The sequence below is a fragment of the Flagellimonas aquimarina genome, assembly GCF_003149745.1.
Lineage (GTDB): Bacteria > Bacteroidota > Bacteroidia > Flavobacteriales > Flavobacteriaceae > Flagellimonas > Flagellimonas aquimarina.
Window position 1 is genome coordinate 1,217,071 of sequence record NZ_QGEG01000002.1, and the last position, 22,979, is coordinate 1,240,049.

The 22,979-nt window shown below is 38.4% G+C and carries 22 protein-coding genes; 15 read left to right on the forward strand and 7 right to left on the reverse strand.

The genetic code is table 11. The features are described 5' to 3' along the window. The first annotated feature begins 3 nt into the window (after positions 1 to 3). Entirely contained in the window at positions 4 to 597 is a 594-nt protein-coding gene (locus DKG77_RS12385) for a type 1 periplasmic binding fold superfamily protein (protein WP_109663394.1), read from the forward strand. Positions 598 to 875: 278 nt separating this feature from the next. Here DKG77_RS12385 and DKG77_RS12390 read toward each other — a convergent pair whose 3' ends face one another. Beyond that, complete coding sequence (locus DKG77_RS12390; RefSeq protein WP_109663395.1) at positions 876 to 1,085, reverse strand: hypothetical protein; 210 nt, start codon at positions 1,083 to 1,085, stop codon at positions 876 to 878. Between DKG77_RS12390 and DKG77_RS12395 the strand changes: the two genes are divergently transcribed. From DKG77_RS12395 to DKG77_RS12410, 4 genes are read left to right on the forward strand one after another with little or no spacing between them, the layout of a single operon-like run. After that, positions 1,084 to 1,800, forward strand: coding sequence for an ABC transporter ATP-binding protein (locus DKG77_RS12395; RefSeq protein WP_109663397.1), 717 nt, complete (start codon positions 1,084 to 1,086; stop codon positions 1,798 to 1,800). The genes DKG77_RS12390 and DKG77_RS12395 overlap by 2 nt on opposite strands. Next, positions 1,797 to 3,203 carry a DUF3526 domain-containing protein gene (locus DKG77_RS12400; protein WP_109663399.1) on the forward strand — a complete coding sequence of 469 codons (1,407 nt, stop codon included), beginning with the start codon at positions 1,797 to 1,799 and terminating at the stop codon, positions 3,201 to 3,203. The genes DKG77_RS12395 and DKG77_RS12400 overlap by 4 nt, the downstream gene beginning before the upstream one ends. Positions 3,204 to 3,205: 2 nt before the next feature. Further along, a complete protein-coding gene (locus tag DKG77_RS12405) occupies positions 3,206 to 4,630 on the forward strand; it encodes a DUF3526 domain-containing protein (RefSeq protein WP_109663400.1) in 1,425 nt (474 codons plus the stop codon). Further along, positions 4,627 to 6,846 carry a DUF5916 domain-containing protein gene (locus DKG77_RS12410; protein WP_109663402.1) on the forward strand — a complete coding sequence of 740 codons (2,220 nt, stop codon included), beginning with the start codon at positions 4,627 to 4,629 and terminating at the stop codon, positions 6,844 to 6,846. The genes DKG77_RS12405 and DKG77_RS12410 overlap by 4 nt, the downstream gene beginning before the upstream one ends. Before the next feature lie 45 nt (positions 6,847 to 6,891). Here the strand turns inward: DKG77_RS12410 and DKG77_RS12415 are convergent, their stop codons facing one another. From DKG77_RS12415 to msrA, 3 genes are read right to left on the reverse strand one after another with little or no spacing between them, the layout of a single operon-like run. After that, a complete protein-coding gene (locus DKG77_RS12415) occupies positions 6,892 to 7,173 on the reverse strand; it encodes a hypothetical protein (protein WP_109663404.1) in 282 nt (93 codons plus the stop codon). A 40-nt stretch (positions 7,174 to 7,213) separates the two neighbouring features. Next, positions 7,214 to 7,813, reverse strand: coding sequence for a GTP cyclohydrolase I FolE (gene folE, locus DKG77_RS12420; RefSeq protein WP_109663406.1), 600 nt, complete (start codon positions 7,811 to 7,813; stop codon positions 7,214 to 7,216). A gap of 3 nt (positions 7,814 to 7,816) precedes the next feature. After that, positions 7,817 to 8,377: a peptide-methionine (S)-S-oxide reductase MsrA gene (msrA, locus tag DKG77_RS12425; protein ID WP_109663407.1), complete on the reverse strand. Its 561-nt coding sequence runs from the start codon at positions 8,375 to 8,377 to the stop codon at positions 7,817 to 7,819. 158 nt (positions 8,378 to 8,535) lie between these two features. Between msrA and DKG77_RS12430 the strand changes: the two genes are divergently transcribed. Further along, positions 8,536 to 9,198 carry an ABC transporter ATP-binding protein gene (locus DKG77_RS12430; RefSeq protein WP_109663409.1) on the forward strand — a complete coding sequence of 221 codons (663 nt, stop codon included), beginning with the start codon at positions 8,536 to 8,538 and terminating at the stop codon, positions 9,196 to 9,198. Between the two features lie 4 nt (positions 9,199 to 9,202). After that, on the forward strand, positions 9,203 to 9,967 hold the full coding sequence (locus tag DKG77_RS12435) for a TIGR02757 family protein (protein ID WP_109663795.1): 765 nt from the start codon (positions 9,203 to 9,205) through the stop codon (positions 9,965 to 9,967). On the opposite strand, the gene DKG77_RS12440 is transcribed toward DKG77_RS12435, so the two are convergent. From DKG77_RS12440 to DKG77_RS12450, 3 genes are all read right to left on the reverse strand, one after another. Next, complete coding sequence (locus tag DKG77_RS12440; protein ID WP_109663410.1) at positions 9,964 to 11,787, reverse strand: cytochrome-c peroxidase; 1,824 nt, start codon at positions 11,785 to 11,787, stop codon at positions 9,964 to 9,966. The two genes, DKG77_RS12435 and DKG77_RS12440, sit on opposite strands and share 4 nt — an antisense overlap. Before the next feature lie 72 nt (positions 11,788 to 11,859). Further along, positions 11,860 to 13,431 (reverse strand): PhoX family protein, encoded by a 1,572-nt coding sequence (locus tag DKG77_RS12445; protein WP_109663412.1) that lies wholly within the window; start codon positions 13,429 to 13,431, stop codon positions 11,860 to 11,862. Between the two features lie 214 nt (positions 13,432 to 13,645). Continuing rightward, the gene (locus DKG77_RS12450) at positions 13,646 to 14,782 is read right to left on the reverse strand and encodes a Gfo/Idh/MocA family protein (protein WP_109663414.1); all 1,137 of its coding nucleotides are present in this window, start codon (positions 14,780 to 14,782) and stop codon (positions 13,646 to 13,648) included. 140 nt (positions 14,783 to 14,922) lie between these two features. Here DKG77_RS12450 and DKG77_RS12455 point away from each other — a divergent pair, with 140 nt between their 5' ends. From DKG77_RS12455 to DKG77_RS12490, 8 genes are all read left to right on the forward strand, one after another. Further along, positions 14,923 to 16,410 (forward strand): S10 family peptidase, encoded by a 1,488-nt coding sequence (locus DKG77_RS12455; RefSeq protein ID WP_109663415.1) that lies wholly within the window; start codon positions 14,923 to 14,925, stop codon positions 16,408 to 16,410. 10 nt (positions 16,411 to 16,420) lie between these two features. Beyond that, positions 16,421 to 16,999 (forward strand): hypothetical protein, encoded by a 579-nt coding sequence (locus tag DKG77_RS12460; protein ID WP_109663796.1) that lies wholly within the window; start codon positions 16,421 to 16,423, stop codon positions 16,997 to 16,999. A 2-nt stretch (positions 17,000 to 17,001) separates the two neighbouring features. Beyond that, complete coding sequence (locus DKG77_RS12465; RefSeq protein WP_109663417.1) at positions 17,002 to 17,679, forward strand: SGNH/GDSL hydrolase family protein; 678 nt, start codon at positions 17,002 to 17,004, stop codon at positions 17,677 to 17,679. 210 nt (positions 17,680 to 17,889) lie between these two features. After that, entirely contained in the window at positions 17,890 to 19,671 is a 1,782-nt protein-coding gene (locus DKG77_RS12470) for a tetratricopeptide repeat protein (protein WP_109663418.1), read from the forward strand. Between the two features lie 86 nt (positions 19,672 to 19,757). Beyond that, positions 19,758 to 20,531 carry a sterol desaturase family protein gene (locus tag DKG77_RS12475; RefSeq protein ID WP_207785454.1) on the forward strand — a complete coding sequence of 258 codons (774 nt, stop codon included), beginning with the start codon at positions 19,758 to 19,760 and terminating at the stop codon, positions 20,529 to 20,531. A gap of 16 nt (positions 20,532 to 20,547) precedes the next feature. Next, positions 20,548 to 21,468, forward strand: a complete 921-nt coding sequence (locus tag DKG77_RS12480; protein ID WP_165819394.1) for a M43 family zinc metalloprotease — start codon at positions 20,548 to 20,550, stop codon at positions 21,466 to 21,468. 49 nt (positions 21,469 to 21,517) lie between these two features. After that, a complete protein-coding gene (locus tag DKG77_RS12485; RefSeq protein ID WP_109663422.1) occupies positions 21,518 to 21,931 on the forward strand; it encodes a hypothetical protein in 414 nt (137 codons plus the stop codon). An 8-nt stretch (positions 21,932 to 21,939) separates the two neighbouring features. Continuing rightward, the gene (locus DKG77_RS12490; protein ID WP_109663423.1) at positions 21,940 to 22,947 is read left to right on the forward strand and encodes a glycosyltransferase family 2 protein; all 1,008 of its coding nucleotides are present in this window, start codon (positions 21,940 to 21,942) and stop codon (positions 22,945 to 22,947) included. Positions 22,948 to 22,979: the final 32 nt, after the last annotated feature.

Genomic DNA, 22,979 nt, shown 5'->3' on the forward strand with positions numbered 1-22,979 from the left:
ACTATGAAAACCATTAAATTTTTATCCATTTTCGCACTTCTGGGAGTAGCATTCGTATCATGCTCAGATGACGACGAAAATCCAGACCCTGTAAACGAGGAGGAAACTATTACCACAATGACAGCAACCTTGGTACCACAAGGAGGGGGAACCACCGTCACATTACAATCACAAGATTTAGATGGAGATGGACCTAATCCACCAATGGTATCCGTATCTGGAGATTTATCTGAAAACACTGTTTATAATGGAACGGTTGTACTATTAAATGAAACAGAAACACCTGCTGAAATTATCAATGAGGAGATTGAGGGAGAAGCGGCCGAGCATCAGTTTTTCTTCGTTCCAAATAGTAGCCTAAATGCAACTGTCACATATGCAGATGACGAATCTGATTATGTTTCTGATGAGACAGGTGAAAACTTCACCACTACCAATCCAGTAGGCATAGTATTTACTTTAACTACTACAGATGCTAGTACTGGAACCTTGGCTATTACCTTAAGACATGAGCCTAAAAAGCCCAATGATGGTACTCTTGCAGATGCTGGTGGGGAAACAGATATTACACAAGCCTTCAATTTGATCATTCAATAGATTAATGTTACAAATATAATATTGCCTTTCGGCAATGATCATAAGAGTGAAAACTAGAAAGAGACATATTTGGTATAGTTCCCTTCTTACAATTGCATTGTTGTTTCAATTGGGCTTTACCACCTTTCACGTTTTTACTTCACATGCTTTTCATTCTCAAATTGAGGTTGATAACAGTAATGAAGCGATTTCAGGTGCGGACACTAAATGTGACCTTTGCGCTAAACTAAGTGTAAAGTCAGAGCTATTTATTTTAGCGCCTGAAGTCGACTTTACCATTACTTTTTTCCAAACCATAAACGCTTTAGAGGAGCTAACACCTTCCTTTCCAACATTTGCCCTCTACTTCCTGCGGGGACCTCCCACGGACTTCTAAGAATATCTTTTTTATTGGTATTCCCAGAAGGAATAGCAAACAACCGTGCATACTTCAAAATCTTATGATTTTGAGGAGTATCATATTTTCCAAACCTAATTACATCAGTCATGATAATTATAGACCAACTCACCAAAAAATATGGTGAAGCTTTGGTGTTGAATCAATTATCTCTCAACATCAAACCACATGAAATTTATTGTTTGCTCGGTGCCAATGGCGCAGGAAAAACAACAACTATTAATTTACTGCTAGGTTTTATTAAACCTACATCAGGAAGTGCTTTTATAAATGGGCTCAATGTCTCAGAAAACTCTAGAAAGACCAAGCGTTTTTTAGCTTACATTCCTGAAAACCTTATGCTCTACCCTACTTTGACAGCGGTGGAAAATTTGGATTATTTTTCCGGTATTGGAGGTAAAAATCTTTCTAAAGTTCAGTTGGAAGATTTTCTCAATCAAGCTGGCCTACAGAAAGGGGCATTTCATCAACGGATCTCCACTTTTTCTAAAGGAATGCGGCAAAAAGTAGGTATAGCCATTGCATTGGCCAAGGATGCAAAAACACTTCTGCTGGATGAGCCTACCTCTGGACTTGACCCAAAGGCAAGTAACGAATTTGGCCAGTTGCTGCATTTGCTGCGGGATAAGGGTGTTGCAATCCTTATGGCCACTCACGACCTCTTCCGTGCTAAAGAGGTTGCCACCCAGATTGGCATTATGAAACAAGGAGTGCTAAGACAACAATTTAACGCACAGAATATTTCACTTCCAGAATTGGAAGCGGCATACCTTGAAACCATGGATTTTAAAGAATTGGAAGTATGATTCGAAATACATTCCGTAAAGAAGTAAAGGAGATAATCCGAGATGGAAGGATAAAGATTGCCTTCGGAATAGTCTTTTTACTGCTTGCCATAGCTACCTGGATCAGCGGTAAACAATATCGTTCCGTAAACGAACAACATGCTGAAGCCAAAGCTGCAGAAAGATTGATATGGGACAACCAGGGAGAAAAGAATCCGCATTCTGCCGCACATTATGGAACCTATGCTTTTAAGCCAAAATACCCTCTGTCACTAATAGATCAAGGTGTGGATAAATATGCAGGTTCATCAATTTTTTTAGAGGCCCATAAGCGCAATGAAGCTCAATTTAGTAAGGCAGCCGATCAAACAGGTCTGGCTCGTTTTGGAGATTTGACCCCCGATTTTGTCCTCTTGTTCATCATTCCATTGTTAATTGTTCTGCTAGGGTACAATGCCTTCACCAAAGAACGTGAGATGGGAACGCTCCTTTTGCTCAAAAGCCAGGGGATAACAATTTGGAAACTGATTTTTGGAAAATGGTTGGCCCTTTTCACCCCCATTTTCATCGTCACACTTGCAACTTTTGTGGGTGCAGGAGCAATCTTGTCCAATCTTAACGATTTTGGTGTTTTTAAGTGGGAACACCTTGGGGTTCTTTGTCTGGTATATCTATGTTATTACATCATTTTTATTAATCTGGTATTGTTGATTTCTTCTAGGGCTAAAAAATCCGGTGTTGCCTTAGTCTTATCCTTAAGCATATGGATTGTGGCCTGCCTTGCCATTCCCAAGGCAGCGAGCAACATTGCTGAGGGAAAACATCCCTACCCAACCCGACAGGAATTCGCAGCTAATATTTTGATGGACAAAAAAGAAGGTCTGGATGGGCATGACCCATGGAACAAACAGGCCAAATTATTGGAACAAGATGTTATGAACGAATATGGTGTTGATAGCCTGCACCAATTGCCTTTCAATTTTGATGCTTATCGGATGCAGAAAGGGGAAGAACATAACGCTGAAGTATATTTCAAGCATTACAACTATCTGAAAATACAATTTGAAAGCCAATCCAAGGTATATCGTTCACTAGCCACGCTTTCCCCGTTTCTTCCTACCCGTTTTCTAAGTATGGCAGTAGCAAAAACAGACTATTCTACACATTGGGATTTCGCAGATACTGCAGAGAAGTATCGTATAGAGGTACAGGCCTTTTTGAACAATGATTTTGCGGAAAACTCCACTTATGGCGATTGGAGCTATAAGACCGGTGAAACCACTTGGAAACAGCTACCCACTTTCCAATATGCCCCGTTGAAGCTTAATGAAATCCTCTGGCGAAATTCCTCCAATATAGCTTCAATTGCTTTTTGGTTATTGGCATCCTTCGGTTTTTTATTCATCACAATTAAAAAGTTCTAACCATGTACAAATACAATTTTGTTTACGAACTCAAAGTTTTGGTACGCAACGGATGGATTCAATTGTTGAGTCTACTCTTGTTGGGTCTTTTCTGTTTTGCCGCATTTAATGGAAGCGAAAAAGTGGAAAAAAGAAAGCTGGACATTCAAGCAGCTAAGACGGAAGTAAGGGAGTCTGATCATGACATGTTAATGTTATTGGATTCTGTAGAACAGGGAATGGAGGTCAGCGCCTCTAGGTGGACAATTCCAACAAGTCCCACCGCAGTAGGCAACTATCACCCTAGGGTTGCCGATATGAGCCCTAAACCTCTGGCTTTTATAGCAATGGGACAAAGTGATTTGTTCACCCACTATGTAAAACCAACAATGACCGGAGATGATTTCACATTAAATTTTACCGAAATCACGAACCCAGTACAGCAGCTTTTTGGAAGTTTTGATCTTTCCTTTGTGATTGTTTATCTGCTTCCCCTTATCATCATTGCGTTTTCTTACAATGTTCTATCGGCTGAACGGGAAAGTGGTTCGTTAAAACTGCTGGCCTCACAGCCCATATCATTGCGCAATTGGGTGTTACAGAAAATAAGTTTACGTTTTTTTTGGGTGGCCTTGCTTACCATCGTAATCTTGACTCTGGTAATGATGTTCTTTGGAACTAACACAAATCTGAAAGATTGGTTTTCAATTTTGGGTATCACAATTGCCTATATGCTGTTCTGGTTTACCATGGCTTTTCTGGTGAATTTACAAACAGGAAGTTCTTCAAAAAATGCTATCATACTTTTAGGGCTTTGGGTGGTTTTTGTTTTATTGGTTCCTTCGGTATTGAATCAGTTGGGAAGCACATTGTATCCAATGCCGTCCCGGACGTTGATGATCAATGAGATGAGAAATCTGAAAGCCCAGACGGTAAAAAGGCAGGATGAAATTTTGGATAATTTCTTGAGAGACCATCCAGAGTACGCAATTAATGACCCCAATCAGAATAGAAAGTTCTACCATCGCTATGTGGCAGCTCAAAAGCTAGTCAAAGAAGAGCTTAAACCTATCATAAATAAATTTGAACAGCAACTGCAAAAACAACAAGCTTGGATTTCGCAACTTCGATGGATTTCCCCTGCCATTGTTACCCAACAATCGCTGAGTACAAATGCGGGAACATCCACAGCAGATTATGAAAACTATCGCGGGCAAGTTATACAATTTGCAGAGGCATGGCGCACCCATTTGGTTCCTTTTTTATACAACAATCAATCCTTCACTAGCAAGGATTATGATCATTTACCTGTCTTTACCTACCAACCTTTAAAATCGAATGACAGTTCGCTTTCTTGGCTAGTTTTGCTAGTAATTTCCATAGTGCTGGGAGCAACAAGTATTGGACTAAGTTCCAAGTCTAAATCATCATCAACTTTAGCAACATGATGTTATACAGGATTAACTTGTGGCTTTGTTTCCTTTGCATCTGTTTACATCTGAACGCCCAGGAAAATGACGGTGAAAACTTTCCGCCGCCAGAAATACCTCAGGAAATAAAGGTTTCAAAAGCTATCAATGGAATTCAATTGGATGGTTTTCTGAATGAAAAAGATTGGCAAACAGCAGAAATAACGGAAGATTTTTTCAGAATAGAACCAAGGCAAGGTGGCAAAATCAAATATAAAACTCAAGTTCAGTTTTTGTATGATAACAAGAACCTATATGTTGCTGCATTCTGCAGCGATTCTTTAGGTTTACGGGGAGTTAGAATCCAGGATTTAAGAAGAGATTTTGACTGGGGAGAAAACGACATTTTTGGTGTAGCCCTTGACCCACAAAACCTCAAACAATATGCGCAAGGGTTTCAAACTACTCCCTATGGTAACCAACGTGATTTTCAAAATTTCAATGGAAATAGTTTTGACACTGGTTGGAATACCTTATGGAGGGTTCGTACACAAAGAACGGATAAAGGTTATTCTGTGGAAATGGCCATTCCTTTTAAATCATTACGATATAACCTTCCAGAGAACGGCAATACGATTGAATGGGGAATGACACTGGTCCGGTATGCTCGCAGGGATATTGAGGTTTCAACATTTCCGGCTATTCCGCAGTCCTTTACCCCTTATCGCATGACCTATGCAGCCAAACTCACAGGTATTGAAGTGCCACCTCCATCGGCCAATATTCGTGTGGAACCATACACGTTGTACAAATATGATGAGAACAAAGAAGGGGCATCATTAACTACAAAAACTAGTGACCCTAAGATAGGTATTGATGCTAAATGGGCCATAAACCCAAAAACCGTACTAGATTTAACCATTAATACGGATTTTGCACAGGCCGATGTTGACAGGGCGATAAATAACCTAGAACGTTTCAATATTTTCTTTCCTGAGCGTCGTCAGTTTTTTTTAGAAAACTCAGGTATTTGGGCTGGCGGTTTACAGCAATCCATTCGCCCTTTTTTCAGCAGAAGGATTGGCTTGCAAGGCGAATTCAATGCAACCCCGGCACCCATTGATTTTGGTGCTCGTTTTACACAAAGAACAGAAAAAAGTGCATTGGCGGGTCTTTTTGTTCGCCAGCGAGAAACTGAAAATTCTGCAGCCGTAAATTTTGGTGTTGTACGTTATTTGAAAAACTATGGAAGGGAAAACAACATTGGCGTAATGGTTACCCATAGAGCTGATGACAGTTACGCTGAACTCAATCTGGAAAACAATAGTAATACCACCATAACCATAGATGGACAGATTAGACCAACCAGCCAATGGGATGTGCAATATTTATTGTCCAGTTCTATTGATAAGTCTACCGGAAAAACCGGATATGCCGGGAGAATTTTTGTAGGGAACGATAGTAACAAGTTTTACTATGGATGGGTAACTGAATATACGGATGCCAATTATAACCCAAGAATGGGATTTGTAAGACAAAACAATGTAATTAGACACAACCCCGGTGGTTATTACATATGGAGACCAAAGAACATTGATTGGATCAGGCGATGGGACCCAGGTATGTTTGTCAATTATAATCACGACGCAACCGACCCAAGCCAATTTCAGCAGGCAAGTCTTTATATTTTTCCAATTTTCACATGGTTCAAAGACAATAGTTTTATGGAAACCTCCTTTACCCCTACTTGGCAAAACATTAATTTTGAATTCGCCCCCCTAGGATTGGAAATTGAGCAAGACAATTATTTTTATACCAGATATTTAGTAAAGTATAACACGGACCAATCCAAAAAATGGTCAGGAGATGTGGGGTATAATTTTGGAAACTTTTATAATGGAACCAGAGGTACTATTAGTGCTGCTGCCCGTTTTGCACCTGTTCCGCATGCCGCGCTAACGTTGGACTATGAACATAATACAATCAAAGATGTTGGAATCAATAACTCCAATCTGACTACGAATCTGTATTCTGCAAATCTACGATTAGCTTTAAACCCAAGGCTTCAATTATCTACTTTTTATCAGTATAATAGCTTTAATGAACAAGGCCGCTGGAATACCCGTTTTAGCTGGGAGTATATGCCTCTATCTTTTATTTATTTAGTCTTTAACGATACCCAAACCGATATTTTCGACCCTTCAATAAACACAAAACAGTTCATCAGTAAGATTACGCTTTTAAAGCAATTTTAGATTTTAGTTAGTTTGAGAAAGCCACGCAGGTTTCGTGGCTTTTTTTTACGCCTTTTTGCTAGAAATCAAATAAGTGTAAATCCACATAATTGTAAATGAAGGTATTATATCCAACCCAGGCACCAATTCTTCTATAAAAGTTACTACTCCCGCTGCTTGACCAATTTTGCCCTTGTACATTCTAGTCATGAGCCAGCCGGCGATTGGGGCCCAAATGACATCGGAGAACTCCCCTATTCCAGGTATTGCAAAAGATAACATGCCAATACCATCAAACAATAATCCCATAAATAGGTTACGATATTTTAGGTCTTTTTCTTCTGTCATGGATGAAAAATACCAAATAGGAATGAATCTGAAAAATTAACTAAGATAAATCGGAGCTTATCAGTTTAAGGAACTCACTGCGGGTCTCTATTTTTTCAAACTGTCCTCTAAAACCAGATGTTGTGGTCACTGAATTCTGTTTTTGAACTCCTCTCATCATCATACACATGTGAGATGCTTCAATAACAACTGCCACTCCCTTTGGTTTTAATGTATTGTTAAGGCATTCCAAAATATCGTGTGTCAATCGTTCCTGAACCTGCAATCTACGGGCAAAAACATCTACAATACGAGGTATTTTGCTCAAACCCACTATATGTCCGTTGGGGATATAGGCGATATGGGCTTTCCCAAAAAATGGAAGCATATGATGCTCGCAGAGGGAGTACACTTCAATGTCCTTAATGATGACCATGTCATCATAGTCTTCCTTAAACATTGCTCCTTTTAAGATTTCCGCGGCGTCCTGTTTATAGCCCTGAGTCAAGAAAAGCATAGCTTTGGCAGCTCTTTCTGGAGTTTTTAATAATCCTTCCCGTTCTACATCCTCCCCTATTTCATCAATAATTTTTGAAAAACGCTCTTTTACCTCATTGGTGATGCTGATGTTGTATTCTTCCAAGTTCTGATATGGTGACATATATTATTTGACTGTATTTAGCTTATTTGAAAAATGCTTGTTTAGTTTTTTAATTTTTGGGTCTATGATAAACTGACAATAAGGTTGATTTGAATTCTCATTGTAATAGTTATGGTGTTGTTCCTCAGCAACGTAAAATGGTTTAGCTTCTGAAACAGCCGTAACTATTGGCGATGCAAAAACACGTTCTTTCTCTAGAAGAGCAATAAATTCTTCTGCAAGTCTTTTTTGATCTGGGTTTGTGTAAAAAACTTCACTTCTATACTGAGTGCCAACATCATTGCCCTGTCGATTCAGCGTAGTCGGGTCATGAGTAGCAAAGAAAACCTCCAACAATTCTGTGAACGAAACTTCATCTGGATTGAATGTGATTTTTATGCCTTCTGCATGTCCAGTCCTTCCGGTACAAATCTCCCTATATGCAGGATTTTTGATTGCCCCCCCTGTATATCCCGAAATTACTTCTTTAACTCCTGCAAGCCTTTGAAAAACAGCTTCGGTACACCAAAAACAACCGCCAGCAAAAACGGCGGTCTCTAAAGAATTGTTATTTTGTTTATCCATTTCTATGTAAAGTTAAACAACTTTAATGTTTTACAAATTGAAATCTATTATAAAATTTTGATAAGTAGTCGTTGTTGTATGTAAAAACTTTATTTGAAACTTACGATTTTTGTTCACTCAACTGTAATCATTACTTTCACCCCGATAAGTGGTTCTTCATGATAAAGGCGAATAACATTAAAAAATACTACGGCGACCTTCAAGTTTTAAAAGGAGTTGATTTGGAAATAAGAAAAGGTGAAGTGGTATCCATTGTTGGTGCATCTGGCGCCGGAAAAACTACATTGTTACAAATATTGGGCACGTTGGACTCTCCATCTAACACAGAGGACAGCTCTTTGTTCATAAACAATACAAATGTTACTCAATTAAATGACAAGAGCTTAGCCAGGTTTAGAAATGAACACATAGGCTTTATTTTTCAGTTCCATCAACTGTTACCAGAATTTACAGCTTTGGAAAACGTTTGTATTCCTGCTTTTATAAAAAAAACAGCTAGGGCACAAGCCGAAAAACGAGCAAAGGAATTGTTAGACTTTTTGGGGCTTTCAAACAGATATAACCACAAACCCAATGCCCTGTCCGGTGGTGAGCAACAGCGCGTAGCTGTGGCCCGATCATTAATTAACAATCCATCTATAATTTTAGCAGATGAGCCTAGTGGTAATCTAGACTCTGAAAGTGCTGATAATTTACATCAACTTTTCTTTAAGCTCCGTAATGAATTTGGGCAAACCTTCGTTTTGGTCACCCATAATTTGGAGTTGGCGAACATGGCTGACCGAAAATTGACCATGGTCGATGGATTGATTGTTTCTTGATGTTATGATAAAATCAGATCTAAAGGATTTTTTGGATGAAAAAGTGGAACAATACAATAATCCCAAGTTCCTGGAAGATGACCCCTTGCAGATTCCACATCTTTTTTCAAAAAAGGAAGATATAGAAATCAGTGGTTTTTTAACTGCTACTATAGCTTGGGGAAACCGCAAAAGTATTATTAAAAATGCTTCGCGATTGATCGAGCTTTTGGATAACGCACCTTATGATTTTGTGCTGAACCATACCGAAACAGATTTTGAAAAATTAACTCCCTTTGTCCACAGAACCTTCAATGGTCTAGATTTACAGTATTTTATCCAAAGCTTGCAAAATATCTATGCAAACCACGGTGGACTGGAATCCATTTTTGTTCAAAACCAAGAAAAAGATTCATTGCAATCCGCAATATCAAAATTCAAGGAAGTTTTTTTTGAAATACCCCATCAAACAAGGACAATGAAACATGTTTCTGACCCAAATAAGGGTTCTGCCGCAAAACGAATAAATATGTTTTTGCGTTGGATGGTAAGAAATAATAACACAGGCGTTGATTTTGGTATTTGGAAAAAACTGAACCCAAGTCAACTTTCTTGCCCTTTGGATGTACATTCTGGTAATGTTGCTCGCAAACTAAAGCTTTTAAAACGCAAACAAAACGATGCAAAAGCGCTGGCCGAACTGGACAGAAATCTAAGAAAACTGGACCCAAAGGATCCGGTTAAATATGATTTTGCCCTTTTTGGACTTGGTGTTTTTGAAAAATTCTAATAGTTCTCCCCTACCTCAGTATCCGTCAAAGTCTTCATAAAAGCCACCAAAGCTTTCTCTTCAGAACTTGAGAGCTGTAAATTATCAAAAGGAAGTGTTTGATAAGGTAAATCAAAGCCCAAGCCACCACCTCCACCAAGGTTGTAAAAATTGATGACTTCTTCTAAATTATCATAAACTCCGTTATGCATATAGGGTCCTGTTAGCTCAACATTTCTAATTGTTGGTGTTTTAAACATCCCCTTATGTACCTCCAGTTCTTCATTATGTCGCCAATAAAACCCTAAATCATCGTCCAGTTTTTTATTAGTGTCAGTTTCGGGCACGCCAATCACTTCTTTCTCATGCTCTGAGAAAAACGGTGGTACTGTACCATTAGTCAACGGAATAAAATGGCATGTAGCACAAAGTGCTTTGCCCATATAAAGATTAAATCCTAGTTTTTCTTCTTCTGTATACGTTTCTTCTTCCCCACGAATGTTCCTATCAAACTTGGAGTCAAATCCGTTTAAACTGGAAATGTATGAGGATATCGCACGGATGATTTCTGTATTTCTCGCTGATATTCCTCCATAAGCTTCTTTAAACAGGGAAATGTATGTGGTATCCGTTAAAATCTCATTGGAAAATTCATGTACGGAGCTGTCAAACTCCTTCTCATTGGTAAAAACAGATGTTATTTGATCTAATAGGTTGGGCGACCTACCATCCCAAAAGAAACTTTGCTGAAAAGCTGAATTGATCAATGTTGGGGTGTTTCGTTGTAAAGGTTTCCCATTATTATCAACATTCACCGCTACCCCATCTGCCCATGCTTTCTTAGGATTATGACATGTGACGCAAGCCATTTTTCCATTTTGGGAAAGTTTTGGCTCAAAAAAAAGTTTCTTGCCCAATACAATTTTTTTCTCTGTAGGATTGCGGTTAATTGCAGGGGTAAAAAACTCGACATTAAATGAATCTTCTTCAAAGAAAGTGGGAGCATCAAAATTGAAAGGTTTGTTGTTAACCCCATTCCAAAGATTACTTTCCTTACGAATGGCCACCCAGTTCCTTGTAATAGGATTCATATAATCCCTGATGAAGGTATAACGGTCAAAAGTTTTGAAGTCTGTGTTTGAATGAACAAAACCAACCGCTTCCTTAATGTTGTATTGAAACCGTGCATCCAGTTCTTGATTCTTATCTAAAACTATTTGTCTGATACTATTATCATAGACTTCTTTCAAACTTTCCAGTGAAACAATAGTCTCTTTTAAACCGAGCTGGCTTATGGGTGTGTCAAAGCCTGAAATGGACAAGCTAATAACGCGCATTAATTGTTGATGGGTAGCTATAAAGAAGCGCTGTGGGGTAACCTCTCTATTTCGTATATTATTTTGAAGGTTTTTGAGCATCCCAATGGTAATGGAGATTTCCTCTTTATAACGCGCTTCACTTTCTTCTCCTTCGTAAATACTCTCTTCTAATTTTTGTAATCCTACGGGAAGCAATACTTTTTGACTATCATCTGTAACAACCGGTAACGCAGGACCATTGGCACGATGTCCTATTTCAGGATTAAGATATGAAGCATATGGTTCGGCTTTTTTAAAAGAAACTCTGGCTTCTGCAAATGTTTTTTTTGCTTCATCGCTGGTCATCGGAAGCCTTGCCAATTCATCCAAAGTAGCAATGGCGTCGGTGATATGTTTTAAGTAATAGTCTTTTGCAGGTTTCCAGTCAACAATGCTTGCTTGGTTTTCAACAATAATTTTCTCTTTGGGCTGTTGCTTACAACTTAGATTAAAAAACAATAAAATGATGAGTATTCGATTCATTTTTGGTGATTTTTTAAATATAGAAAGACCTCCATTAAATAATGGAGGTCTTTACATTGCAATTATTTAAACTTATCTAGGAAGTCCTCTTAATATAACTATCTGTCCTCCTTGGTCATCTTCCCTTGCACCATTCGCTATTGCAGTGGCGTTGGTTTCCATGTCATGACCATCAACATTTTTGAAATCATCACTTTCCCAATAGTGTGGCTGAAGATTCAACAAAAAGGTGTTTGGAACTCCTATTTTATCTGAAATATCTTCTAAAGCTCCAAATTCTCCACTGAAACCAGTGCTTCCGGATGGATCCAAATCTTGTCTAACAACCAATTCCAAAACGGTCTTGATGTTGTTTCCATCCAAATCAGATTGGTAAATGTAGGCTGCATGTCCTCTATCAAAAGAATTGGGGTCTTCTTGAAGGTAAACAAAGTTTTCCGTTACCGTAATGTTGTCAGGGCTTTGTAAACTTGCTAAATTACCATCCGCATTGTTGGTGTCAGTATTTCCTGAAATAATTTGAGTAAGCTTTCCTGTAAGTGGATTAGCTTGATCCAATTCCAATTTATAAGCTGTTCCCCAGTCATTGTAAGTACCTCTTCCTGGGCCCCTTCCGGTTACTGCAACGAATACATTTCTTCCGTTTGCATCAGATCCTTTTTGATAATCTACATCCTCTACTCTCATAAATGCAGATGCAAAAACAGCTACACAAGCATCCTCCATTTCAGATTTGGTTAAAGAAGCCCCGTTTGGTACCTCAACAAATTCAAAATCATAGGTTACTCCATGATCTAAATTACTTTCATTGTAAATAGTGGAGGCAGCTACATCCATAACTCCTCCTGCTCCATCAGAAATCTGCTTTAGTCTTAGCACGTAGATTTTTCCGTTGTTTAAGTCTGCATCTCCTTCTTCTGAATAATATAATGTTATCTGTCCCTCTGAACCGCTGGAGTCATCATCACCTCCTATAATAACTGTTTTACCAGTGTATGCGTCTTTGGGTAATGGTACCGCATTTTCCCATGAGAATTCCCCTAAAGCGTCCAAGCCAAAATCTGCCGTTGGCGTTGGAGTATCTATATATGGATCTATCCCCTTTACATCATAATTGAAACTCTCTGATGCTGATAGGAAAAGGTCTGTTGCTCCACCATGTATATCAGCCTCCCACATAGTTCCTGAGCACTGTCGAGCGAAATCGGCAACTCCTGAGTTTAATAGCCAGTCTCCACCTGTTGGATTTAGGTTTTCATCCAATTCAATTCGTGCCACAGCATAATTGTCTTCTGCATTCACTATATACAGATAGCCGTCACTGTTGGGGTCTTTTAAAAATCCGGCACCATCGGCAGCGCCTACAAATTGAAATCCATCATCAAGAATATCCGTTGAACTAATTAAAGAATAGGCTTTTACAAAATTAAACTGAGGTTGAATGGCAACCAAAGGTTCCAATGCTGACTTGTTTTCAAACATTGTAGTTACTGGGGTAAAGTCATCTCCATCTTGGCCATCTTGACCATCTACTCCATCCACACCGTTGGTGCCATCTAATCCGTCTTCACCATCACAACTGGTTAGGCCAAATCCGATGACAGCAGTAAGGGTTAATCCAAATAACAATTTTTTCAAATTCATAATTTTAGTTTTAGGTTTTGTTGAATTCTCAAAACTATTTATGAACCTTTAGCATTTGGTTACCTCAATATATTGATTTGATTATGTCACTTTTAAAAAACTGTTAGTTTGTAAAGTTTACGTGTCGTCAACGTTCCTGTAGTTTAAGCATAACGTTAAGCTCGTTTTTAGAGGTTCCAGATGCGTTGCAGTGCTTGAAACTCCAAGCAAATTGTTATCCTCCAAAACCATATTGTGGAGCAAAGTCCAGTTTGACTTTTCGCCCCCCATTAAAAATGGATTCATATATAGCTTCTACAATAATCATATCACGTCTGCCCATTTCGCCAGGGGCCCTATTTGGTGCATTAAAAAGAATATGTTTGGCAAAATCATCCATTTGCAGTTTTTGTTGGCTCTCTTGAGGAAAGTTCAATTTCCCTTGAGATGTTCTACCCGCCAAAGGAATGTAGGTGCTTGCTGGGTCCAACTCAAACCAACCGTTTTGGCAAGATGCAAAAAGTCTATTGGCTCTTACATTGTGTGACGTCATAATGCTTCCAACTGTTCCACTCTCAAATTCAAATTGAGCAGTAATAGTTTCATCTGTATCCTTAAAATATTCAGGGCGTGTGCTGTATTCTTGTGCCGAAACTGAAATTGGGTTTTCACCAGTTCCATAAATCACACTTTGAATAGCATATACCCCCATATTCATTAATGCTCCACCTCCAGATAGCTTTTTGTTCAATCGCCATTGGTCTGGGTTGGACATTGAGCGGTAGCCAGCATCTGCCGATATATAATTTATGGCTCCAAATGTTTTTTCTTTTACCAATCGTTTTATCTCCTGAGTGTAAGGTTCTGAATGCAAACGATACCCTATGCCCAATTTTACGCCGGAAGAATTACAGGCTTGGATAATTTCATCACACTCTTCCACGTTCATCGCCATTGGTTTTTCACAAATCACGTGCTTTCCTGCTTTGGCCGCTCTAATGCAAAATTCTGCGTGCATACTGTTTGGAAGCACAACATAAACCACATCAATGGCATCATTTTTTGCTATGTCATCAAAATTCTCATAGTTATATATGTTTTCTCTTGGAATATCATATTTGTTGGCCCATACTGATTCCTTTTCTGGAGTTCCCGTTACAATTCCGGCTAAGTAACAATGTTTGGTCTCCAATAATGCCGGCGCTAGTTGATATGTACTGTAACTACCTAAACCTACAAGGACTATTCCCAGTTTCTTTTTAGTTTGACTGTTCCCCATTGCGCATGCCAATGGCATGCTCCCTATTAAAGATGCACCTCCTACTCCTTTAGCAAGAGTTGAACTAAAATCCCTTCTCGAAAATTTTTTCATACTCGTAATTATTAATGCAGAAATATTAAAGTTAAAAAAAAGATATCCAGGTGTAGCTTTTGTCCTGTTACAATTCCCTTAAAGCTAAAAGAATGTCATGTAAAATACTTATTTTTAATACCAGACTAATTCAACACAAAATGAAAAAAAACCAGCTTGCCATCTGCATGCTATTGTACACCGCAATTGCTTTATCACAAAATAGAAAATTGCCAATTGATACTACCGTTACCACCCAGCACAGTGTTACTATAAATGGAACAAATCTTAACTATACCGCTACTATAGGTACGCAACCTGTTTGGGATGAAATGGGAGAGCCAATTGCAGCGCTTCACTATACATATTATACCAGAAACAATGTAAAAAATAGAGCAGAACGACCTTTATTGATTTCGTTTAATGGAGGACCAGGGTCTGGGTCTGTTTGGATGCACCTTGCCTATACTGGTCCCAAAGTACTTAAAATAGATGACGAAGGTTATCCTGTTCAACCCTATGGGGTAAAACAAAACCCTTATTCAGTGTTGGACGTTACCGATATTGTTTATGTTAACCCTGCTAACACAGGATACTCCAGAACTATTCCCGAAACAGGTGACAAAGTTGACAGGGATAAGTTCTTTGGAATCAACGCGGACACTAAATACTTGGCAGAATGGTTGAACACTTTTGTTACGCGAAACAATCGCTGGAGATCACCTAAATATATTGTGGGGGAAAGTTACGGTGGTACCCGAGTAATGGGACTCTCATTGGCATTACAGAATCAACAATGGATGTATCTTAATGGAGTGATTATGGTTTCTCCGGCAGATTACAAGGTGATACGAGTTGGAGGGCCGGTTTCAAGTGCATTAAACCTACCTTACTTCACTGCGGCTGCATGGCATCATAAAGCATTGCCTTCAGATTTGCAGGGTAAAGACCTACTGGAGGTTTTACCCGAATCCGAGGCATATACAGTCAACACATTGATCCCGGCAATAGCAAAAGGTGGTTTTATTTCTGATGCTGAACGTTCGGCTGTGGCAAAAAAAATGGCCTATTATTCTGGGTTGAAAGAAAAAGATATACTTGACCATAATCTAGATGTGCCAACCCAATTTTTTTGGAAAAATTTACTAAAGGACAAAGGGGCCTATAACGTTGGAAGGTTAGACAGTCGCTATTTGGGTATAGACAAACAACTATTTGGCGAAAGTCCAGATTATTCTGCTGAGCTTACTTCCTGGCTTCATAGTTTTACCCCAGCTATAAACTATTACCTACAAGAAGAACTAAAATTCAAAACAGATATCAAGTACAATATGTTTGGCCCTGTGCATCCTTGGAACAACGAAGATGACAACACCAGAGATAACTTGCGCCAGGCAATGGCCCAAAATCCCTATCTAAATGTTCTAGTGCAATCAGGTTATTATGATGGTGCCACTACTTACTTTAATGCAAAATACACCATGTGGCAAGTTGATCCAAGTGGGCGTATGAAAGACCGTTTTGAGTTTAAAGGATATCGTTCTGGTCATATGATGTATCTGAGACGCGAAGATTTGCAAAAAGCTAATGATGATATTCGATCGTTCATTCTTAGGACAATGACCAATGGAAAAAGTGCAAAATATTAATAAAACAGCTATGAAAAAGTATTTATCCCTCAGTCTAATCATGATTTTTGCTGCCCAGGTTGGTACATCACAAGAAATCCCACCTAAAGAATGGCAGATAAAAACCGCACTTTTGGCAGTACCTGCAGACTATAAAGATGGAGCAAAGGTTTATGGATATGATTTGAATGGAAACTTTACCACGTTAAGGGAAGGTAACAATGATTATATAGCCCTAGCAGCTGACCCAAAAAAAGAAAAATTTTCCACTGCGGCATATCATAAAAGTTTGGATTTATTTATGGCTAGAGGCAGAGAACTAAAAGCCCAAGGTAAGGAGTTCAAAGAAATTTTTGACATACGGGAAGAGGAAGTGAAATCCGGAAAGCTAAAAATGCCAGATAAGGCAACCTTGTGTGTCTTTACAGGCGAGGTCAATTCTTATTCTAGAGAAATTGAAAATGGCTACTTACGGTATGTTTTTTATATTCCATTTGCTACCGGTGAATCTACAGGATTGCCAACAACACCAACTCCTCCCGGTCATGCATGGCTGATGGATCCTGGAACACATAGAGCACATATTATGATCACTCCTCCAAAAGAATAACAATGAGACTGTTAATAGCGGTTTGCTATCTTTCAACCTTAAGTATGATTGCACAAGACTGGCCAAACCTTACCAAATACCAACAAGCAAATAGTATGTTAACTGAACCATCTTCTGAAGAGAAAAGAGTGGTCTTTATGGGAAATTCTATAACCGAAGGTTGGTTACTTGCAAATCCTGATTTTTTTTCGGGCAAAGCTTATGTGAACCGCGGTATTGGCGGGCAAACAACTCCCCAAATGTTGTTACGATTTAGACAAGATGTAATCAACTTAAACCCAAAGGTAGTTTTGATTCTTGCGGGCACTAATGACATAGCGGGCAATACAGGCCCAATGACCCTTGAGCAAATAAGGGACAATATACTTTCTATGGTAGAATTGGCGGAAGAAAATGGTATCTGCCCAATTGTTTGTTCCGTTTTACCTGCTTATGATTATTCATGGCGACCTGGGTTAAACCCCAATATTAAAATACCAAAGCTTAATGGAATGCTCAAAAGCATTGCTGACCAAAAAGGGATTCTTTACCTAGATTATTTTTCTGCAATGGCTGATGAAAGAAATGGGCTTCCAAAGGACTTGGCTGAAGACGGTGTGCATCCCACAAAGAAAGGATATGAAATTATGGAAGTTTTGGCGAATGAAGCAATTAAAAAAGTACTTACACAATCTCAATAGGGGGCTATCAAAAAAATAAATTAAATACCATCTATATTGCCAACTTTATACTGTTTCAAACCAACTGAACACAAAAAATAACCATTTATACAATTTCAAAAACCATCCAGTATAAATTTCTAATTTTGAACGATTTATACATGAAATTTTCAACGTACCAGTTTCCTGGCAAATGCTTCATTTTGTATATTTAAAACTTCAAATTGATTTATGGTGGAGTTGATAAGCAACAAAGAAACAACAGTTGCTGTCTTGCCTTTTCAGATTTTGGGCGACGCAGAAAATCTGAGCCCAGTGATAATAGGGTTCACAGAGGATCTTATTATCAATTTTTCAAAATTCATAGGGCTGTCTGTTATCTCACAGTATTCCACATTGGGTATTGTTAGTCCCTCAGATACTTCTTTAATTTCCCAATTGGGCACTGATTATCTTGTAACAGGCAGTTTCAGAACCTTGGAAAACAATTTTAGAATTAGTGTGCAATTGATACGGGTTCGTGACAATAAGGTCATTTTTGCCGGGAACCACGATGAAACTCCGGAAACTATTTTGAATACACAAAATACGGTTACCGAACAAATTGTGAGTGTTTTACAGCAGCAAATTAATTATGATCTTCTTTCATACTCTTACAGAAAAGAATTGGTTGATCTTGCCGCCTATGAAAACTGGCTGTTGGGAATGAAACTCTTAAAAAAAGGCTCTCTGGAAAGTGACCTACTGGCAAGAAAACATTTTGAAGCCGCCTTGGATATAGACCCCCAATTTGCACGTGCCTATACCGGAATCTCATTGTCCTATTTTAACGAGTGGAGCTGCCAACTCTGGGATCGTTGGGAAATAAGCCAAAAAGGAGCCCATGAATATGCACTTAAAGCAATAGAACTGGATGAGAACGATTACATATCATTGGCGGTATTGGGAAGAACGTTTTTATATCTGGGAGATTATGATAAGTCTGAGCATTTTTTGAGGAAATCGCTCAGAATGAATCCAAATGATGCTGATAATCTTATCCTAATAGCCTTTTGTTTTGTATATCTGGGGTTTTCAAAAGAAGCAGAACAATTATACCTTAAGGCCAAGGATTTAAACCCATTGCATCCTGACGTTTATTTCCCACATGCCTCCTTTATTTATTTTGAACTGGGGAATTATGAAAAATCAATTGCCTTTGCCGAAAAAGTTACCGATACATCTGTTTGGACGGATTTTGCCGCTTATGTAGCTGCGGCATACTATCATCTTTCCGAGTTTGATAAAATGAAAAACTATTGGGGAAAATATCTGTGTTTGTTTAAAAAGAACATAAACAATGGAAAAGAACCAACCAATCAACAAGCACTTGATTGGCAGATAATGGTTAATCCCTATAAAGTAAGGTCACATCTAGAACCCTTCTGGGATTTTATGGGAAGAGCGAGGCCTCCTGTTATCAAAGATTCCTCAAAATCCGTTAAGAGCCCTACGGGAAGTTTTGTTTCAAAAGGTGAACTATGGGAGCTGGAATACTTGGGCGATTCGGTTATAGTTAAAGATTCTAAAGGGCTTCATGACATTGCCACGCTCTTAGAACATCCAGAAGAACAACTCCATTGTACAAAATTGATGGGAACGGTTTTGGAAAGTGAAGGTGCCGAGGTCATTGATGAACAGGCTATGAAAGAATATAAAAAAAGAATTCTTGTATTGCAGTCTGACATAACGGACTATGAAGAAATGGGTAATACTTTAAAAGCCGATCAATTACGAGAAGAATACGAGAATTTACTGGAACACCTATCTAAAGCAACCGGTATGTCCAAAAGGGTAAGGAAGATAGGGTCTTCTCTTGAAAAAGCAAGATCTGCGGTTACTTGGCGTATTCGAAGCGCTATTAAAAAAATAGAGAAAACCCATCCAAAATTGGCCAAACATCTTACCAATTCGATCAAAACAGGAACTTATTGCAGCTACATCCCCGAATCTCCTCAAGATTGGAGTGTTTAGATACTTACAACAACTCCTCACATTGTAAGGCAAAAACTTTTGCCTATAGGAGTAGATAACATGATTAAGCATTTTAAAACAAGAAAATGGAAACTATTTTACAAAATTTACCAAACCCCTGGGAGGTAGTTACAGACCCTATCTCATTAATAATTTTGGGTATGTATGGGGTATTAATGCTCTGGGAAGCTATTTTTCCCGCCAGGAAACTTCCAAAGATGAAATTCTGGAAACTAAGAGGGCTAACTTCTTTTGCTGTATTCTTTTATTTGTCCACCTATTTCCCGCTTATTTGGGACACTTATTTAGTAGAATACCAAGTATTTGATTTGACGGTTTTGGGAGCAGGGTGGGGTGCTTTTGCAGCTGTTATGATTTATGAATTTGGACTATATATTTGGCACCGAAGCATGCACAAAAATGGGAGATTGTGGAAGGTGTTTCATCAAATGCACCACAGTGCTGAGCGTATGGATAGTTACGGCGCTTTTTACTTTAGCCCAATGGATATGATAGGGTTTACCTTTCTTGGAAGTCTTTGTTTGATTGTGATAGCTGGTTTTACTGCAGAGGCCGCTACACTGTTTATTTTGATTACCACATTTTTAGGAATCTTTCAGCACAGTAACATCAAAACTCCGGCATGGTTAGGATACATCGTACAAAGACCAGAAGCACATACGGTTCATCACGCAAAGGGAATACATGCATATAACTATTCAGATATTCCATTGTTCGATATCATCTTTGGTACATTTAAAAACCCTTCAAAGTATGAGTATGAAACTGGTTTTTATCATGGGGCTTCCGCTAAAGTTTTGGATATGTTGACCTTTAAAGATGTAAGTGGAGAAAGCTAATGAATCTATTCAAAAATTGAAAAAAAAAGCATTCAAAAAAATAGCTTTATTGATACTGTTGTCAATAAGCTCCTGTTCTAAAAGTGATGAAGGAGTGTCACCCATTGGTCCAGAACCTGGCCAAGAGGTATCATTCCTTCCGGTTGTTGTTCATATAATTCATTCTGGCGAAACTATTGGAGAAGGCCCTAACCTTTCGGATGAAAGAATACGGCGTCAAATTGAGATATTGAACGAAGATTTTAGACGTAAACAAGGTACTAGAGGGTTTAATGACCATCCTGTCAGTGAAGATTCAAAAATTGAATTTGTTTTGGCAAAGCAGACTACTGATGGAACACCCACAAATGGTATTAATAGAATAAACGCTGATCAAGTCACCATACCAGATTTAGGTTATAACCAGAACCATTATTCCCAATATGATTATTGGCCTCCAGATCAGTTCATCAATATATGGGTGACCCCATTACCAGAGTCCGCCATGTGCTTGGCCTTGGGAGAAGCAACAGGACCAGACACCGACCTGCCTGGCAGTGAATTCTTGGCCTTGCCAGGGCCTAATGATTCAGAAGGGATACTTATAAATTGGATGCATTTTGGAGAATCAGATATTGATTGTCATGCAAAGTACGGTCGAACGTTAACACATGAGATGGGGCATTATTTAGGATTGCTTCATACTTGGGGCAACAAGGATTGTGAATCCAACGATTATTGTGACGACACACCTGCCGTTGATGAACCAGTTTATGGACGAATAGCTTTTTTAGGTTGTAATGATGAAGCAGTAATGATAGAGAATTATATGAACTATTCAGAAGATGATGTAATGAACGTTTTTACAAAAAATCAAATAGCTAGAATGCATTATGTATTAAAAAATCACAAAGGTCGAAAAGCATTGCTTAACAGTATTGGACTCAATAACCCCTAAAAGACAAAAAAATGTCGTGTTCTAATCCAAATCAATGGTATAAAAAAAAATGACAGATCACTCGGAATTGAGCGATGTAAAATTTGAAAAAATGTTTGAAAAGGGAGACCTACCTCCTTCTCTTTTCAGTCATGAAGCACATCTTAGATTGGCTTGGCTTTACATTAAAAAATATGGCCAAGAAAAAGCAGCTGAGAAAATATGTAAGGAAATAAAACAGTTTGACCATTTACATGGAAAAGGAGATAAATTCAATATCACTGTTTCTGTTGCTGCTATTAAAATGGTAGATCATTTTATTAAAAAATCTGAATCCAATGATTTTTATACGTTTATAAAAAAATTCTCAAGGTTAAAGTCAGACTTCAAAGAGCTGTTATATCAACATTATAACTTGGATATATTTTCAAATAAAGAAGCTAAAACCAGTTTTATAGAACCTGATTTGCTACCTTTTGATTAATTTGCAAAATGCAAAACCCTAGGGTAAGTATTCTAATTCCCTTTAAAAATACAGCACACTTTCTTCCTGAGTGCCTAGATTCGATTTTAGAACAAACATATTCAAATTGGGAGGTTCTGGCTATCAACGATCATTCGGATGATGGGAGTCTAGACTTACTAACTCTTTATGCTAAAAAAGACCAAAGAATAAAAGTTTTTAAGAATAAAGGTCAAGGTATTATCCCTGCCCTAAGAACAGCTTACAAAAACAGTTCTGGGGATTATATAACAAGAATGGATTCAGATGATATCATGAAACCCAATCGTCTGGACGTAATGGTGAAATCCTTGATTGAAAATGGAGAAGGTCATGTGGCCGTGGGCAAAGTAAAATACTTTTCTGAAAGAGGTGTCAGCAATGGGTATGCGCGTTACGAATCTTGGTTGAACAAGTTGACCCAAGTAGGGAAAAACTACGATGAAATTTATAAAGAATGTGTTATTCCATCACCCTGTTGGATGACATTTAAAAAAGACCTTGAGCTATGTGGGGCTTTTGAACCAGACAGATACCCAGAGGATTATGACCTTACCTTCCGATTTTATGAAAACGGACTAAAAGTTATTCCGTGCAGTGAAACCTTGCACCTTTGGCGAGATTATGACAGTAGGACCTCCCGAACTAGCGAGCATTACGCCCAAAATTATTTTTTGGAATTAAAGCTGCACTATTTTTTAAGATTAGATTATGACAAAAACCGCCCATTGGTAATTTGGGGTGCCGGATTTAAAGGAAAATCTGTGGCGAAACTTCTTTTAAAAGCTGATATTTCTTTTGTTTGGCTATGCGACAATCCAAAGAAGATTGGAAAAAAAATCTATGGCAAGGAGCTAGTTCATTTTAAAACATTGGAAGAATTAGAAAGCCCACAAAGCATTATAACTGTTGCTAATGAGCAAGCTCAAAATGAAATCAAGGACTTTCTAAATAGGACCAACCAACTACCAATGCAAGACTTTTTTTTCTTTTGCTAAGCCATCATTTATATCCATTCAATAAATTACCA

Coding starts and splice junctions, on each gene's coding strand:
- DKG77_RS12385 (WP_109663394.1), top strand. CDS start 4: ATGAAAACCATTAAATTTTTATCCATTTTCGCACTTCTGGGAGTAGCA.
- DKG77_RS12395 (WP_109663397.1), top strand. CDS start 1,084: ATGATAATTATAGACCAACTCACCAAAAAATATGGTGAAGCTTTGGTG.
- DKG77_RS12390 (WP_109663395.1), bottom strand. CDS start 1,085: ATGACTGATGTAATTAGGTTTGGAAAATATGATACTCCTCAAAATCAT.
- DKG77_RS12400 (WP_109663399.1), top strand. CDS start 1,797: ATGATTCGAAATACATTCCGTAAAGAAGTAAAGGAGATAATCCGAGAT.
- DKG77_RS12405 (WP_109663400.1), top strand. CDS start 3,206: ATGTACAAATACAATTTTGTTTACGAACTCAAAGTTTTGGTACGCAAC.
- DKG77_RS12410 (WP_109663402.1), top strand. CDS start 4,627: ATGATGTTATACAGGATTAACTTGTGGCTTTGTTTCCTTTGCATCTGT.
- DKG77_RS12415 (WP_109663404.1), bottom strand. CDS start 7,173: ATGACAGAAGAAAAAGACCTAAAATATCGTAACCTATTTATGGGATTA.
- folE (WP_109663406.1), bottom strand. CDS start 7,813: ATGTCACCATATCAGAACTTGGAAGAATACAACATCAGCATCACCAAT.
- msrA (WP_109663407.1), bottom strand. CDS start 8,377: ATGGATAAACAAAATAACAATTCTTTAGAGACCGCCGTTTTTGCTGGC.
- DKG77_RS12430 (WP_109663409.1), top strand. CDS start 8,536: ATGATAAAGGCGAATAACATTAAAAAATACTACGGCGACCTTCAAGTT.
- DKG77_RS12435 (WP_109663795.1), top strand. CDS start 9,203: ATGATAAAATCAGATCTAAAGGATTTTTTGGATGAAAAAGTGGAACAA.
- DKG77_RS12440 (WP_109663410.1), bottom strand. CDS start 11,787: ATGAATCGAATACTCATCATTTTATTGTTTTTTAATCTAAGTTGTAAG.
- DKG77_RS12445 (WP_109663412.1), bottom strand. CDS start 13,431: ATGAATTTGAAAAAATTGTTATTTGGATTAACCCTTACTGCTGTCATC.
- DKG77_RS12450 (WP_109663414.1), bottom strand. CDS start 14,782: ATGAAAAAATTTTCGAGAAGGGATTTTAGTTCAACTCTTGCTAAAGGA.
- DKG77_RS12455 (WP_109663415.1), top strand. CDS start 14,923: ATGAAAAAAAACCAGCTTGCCATCTGCATGCTATTGTACACCGCAATT.
- DKG77_RS12460 (WP_109663796.1), top strand. CDS start 16,421: ATGAAAAAGTATTTATCCCTCAGTCTAATCATGATTTTTGCTGCCCAG.
- DKG77_RS12465 (WP_109663417.1), top strand. CDS start 17,002: ATGAGACTGTTAATAGCGGTTTGCTATCTTTCAACCTTAAGTATGATT.
- DKG77_RS12470 (WP_109663418.1), top strand. CDS start 17,890: ATGGTGGAGTTGATAAGCAACAAAGAAACAACAGTTGCTGTCTTGCCT.
- DKG77_RS12475 (WP_207785454.1), top strand. CDS start 19,758: ATGGAAACTATTTTACAAAATTTACCAAACCCCTGGGAGGTAGTTACA.
- DKG77_RS12485 (WP_109663422.1), top strand. CDS start 21,518: ATGACAGATCACTCGGAATTGAGCGATGTAAAATTTGAAAAAATGTTT.
- DKG77_RS12490 (WP_109663423.1), top strand. CDS start 21,940: ATGCAAAACCCTAGGGTAAGTATTCTAATTCCCTTTAAAAATACAGCA.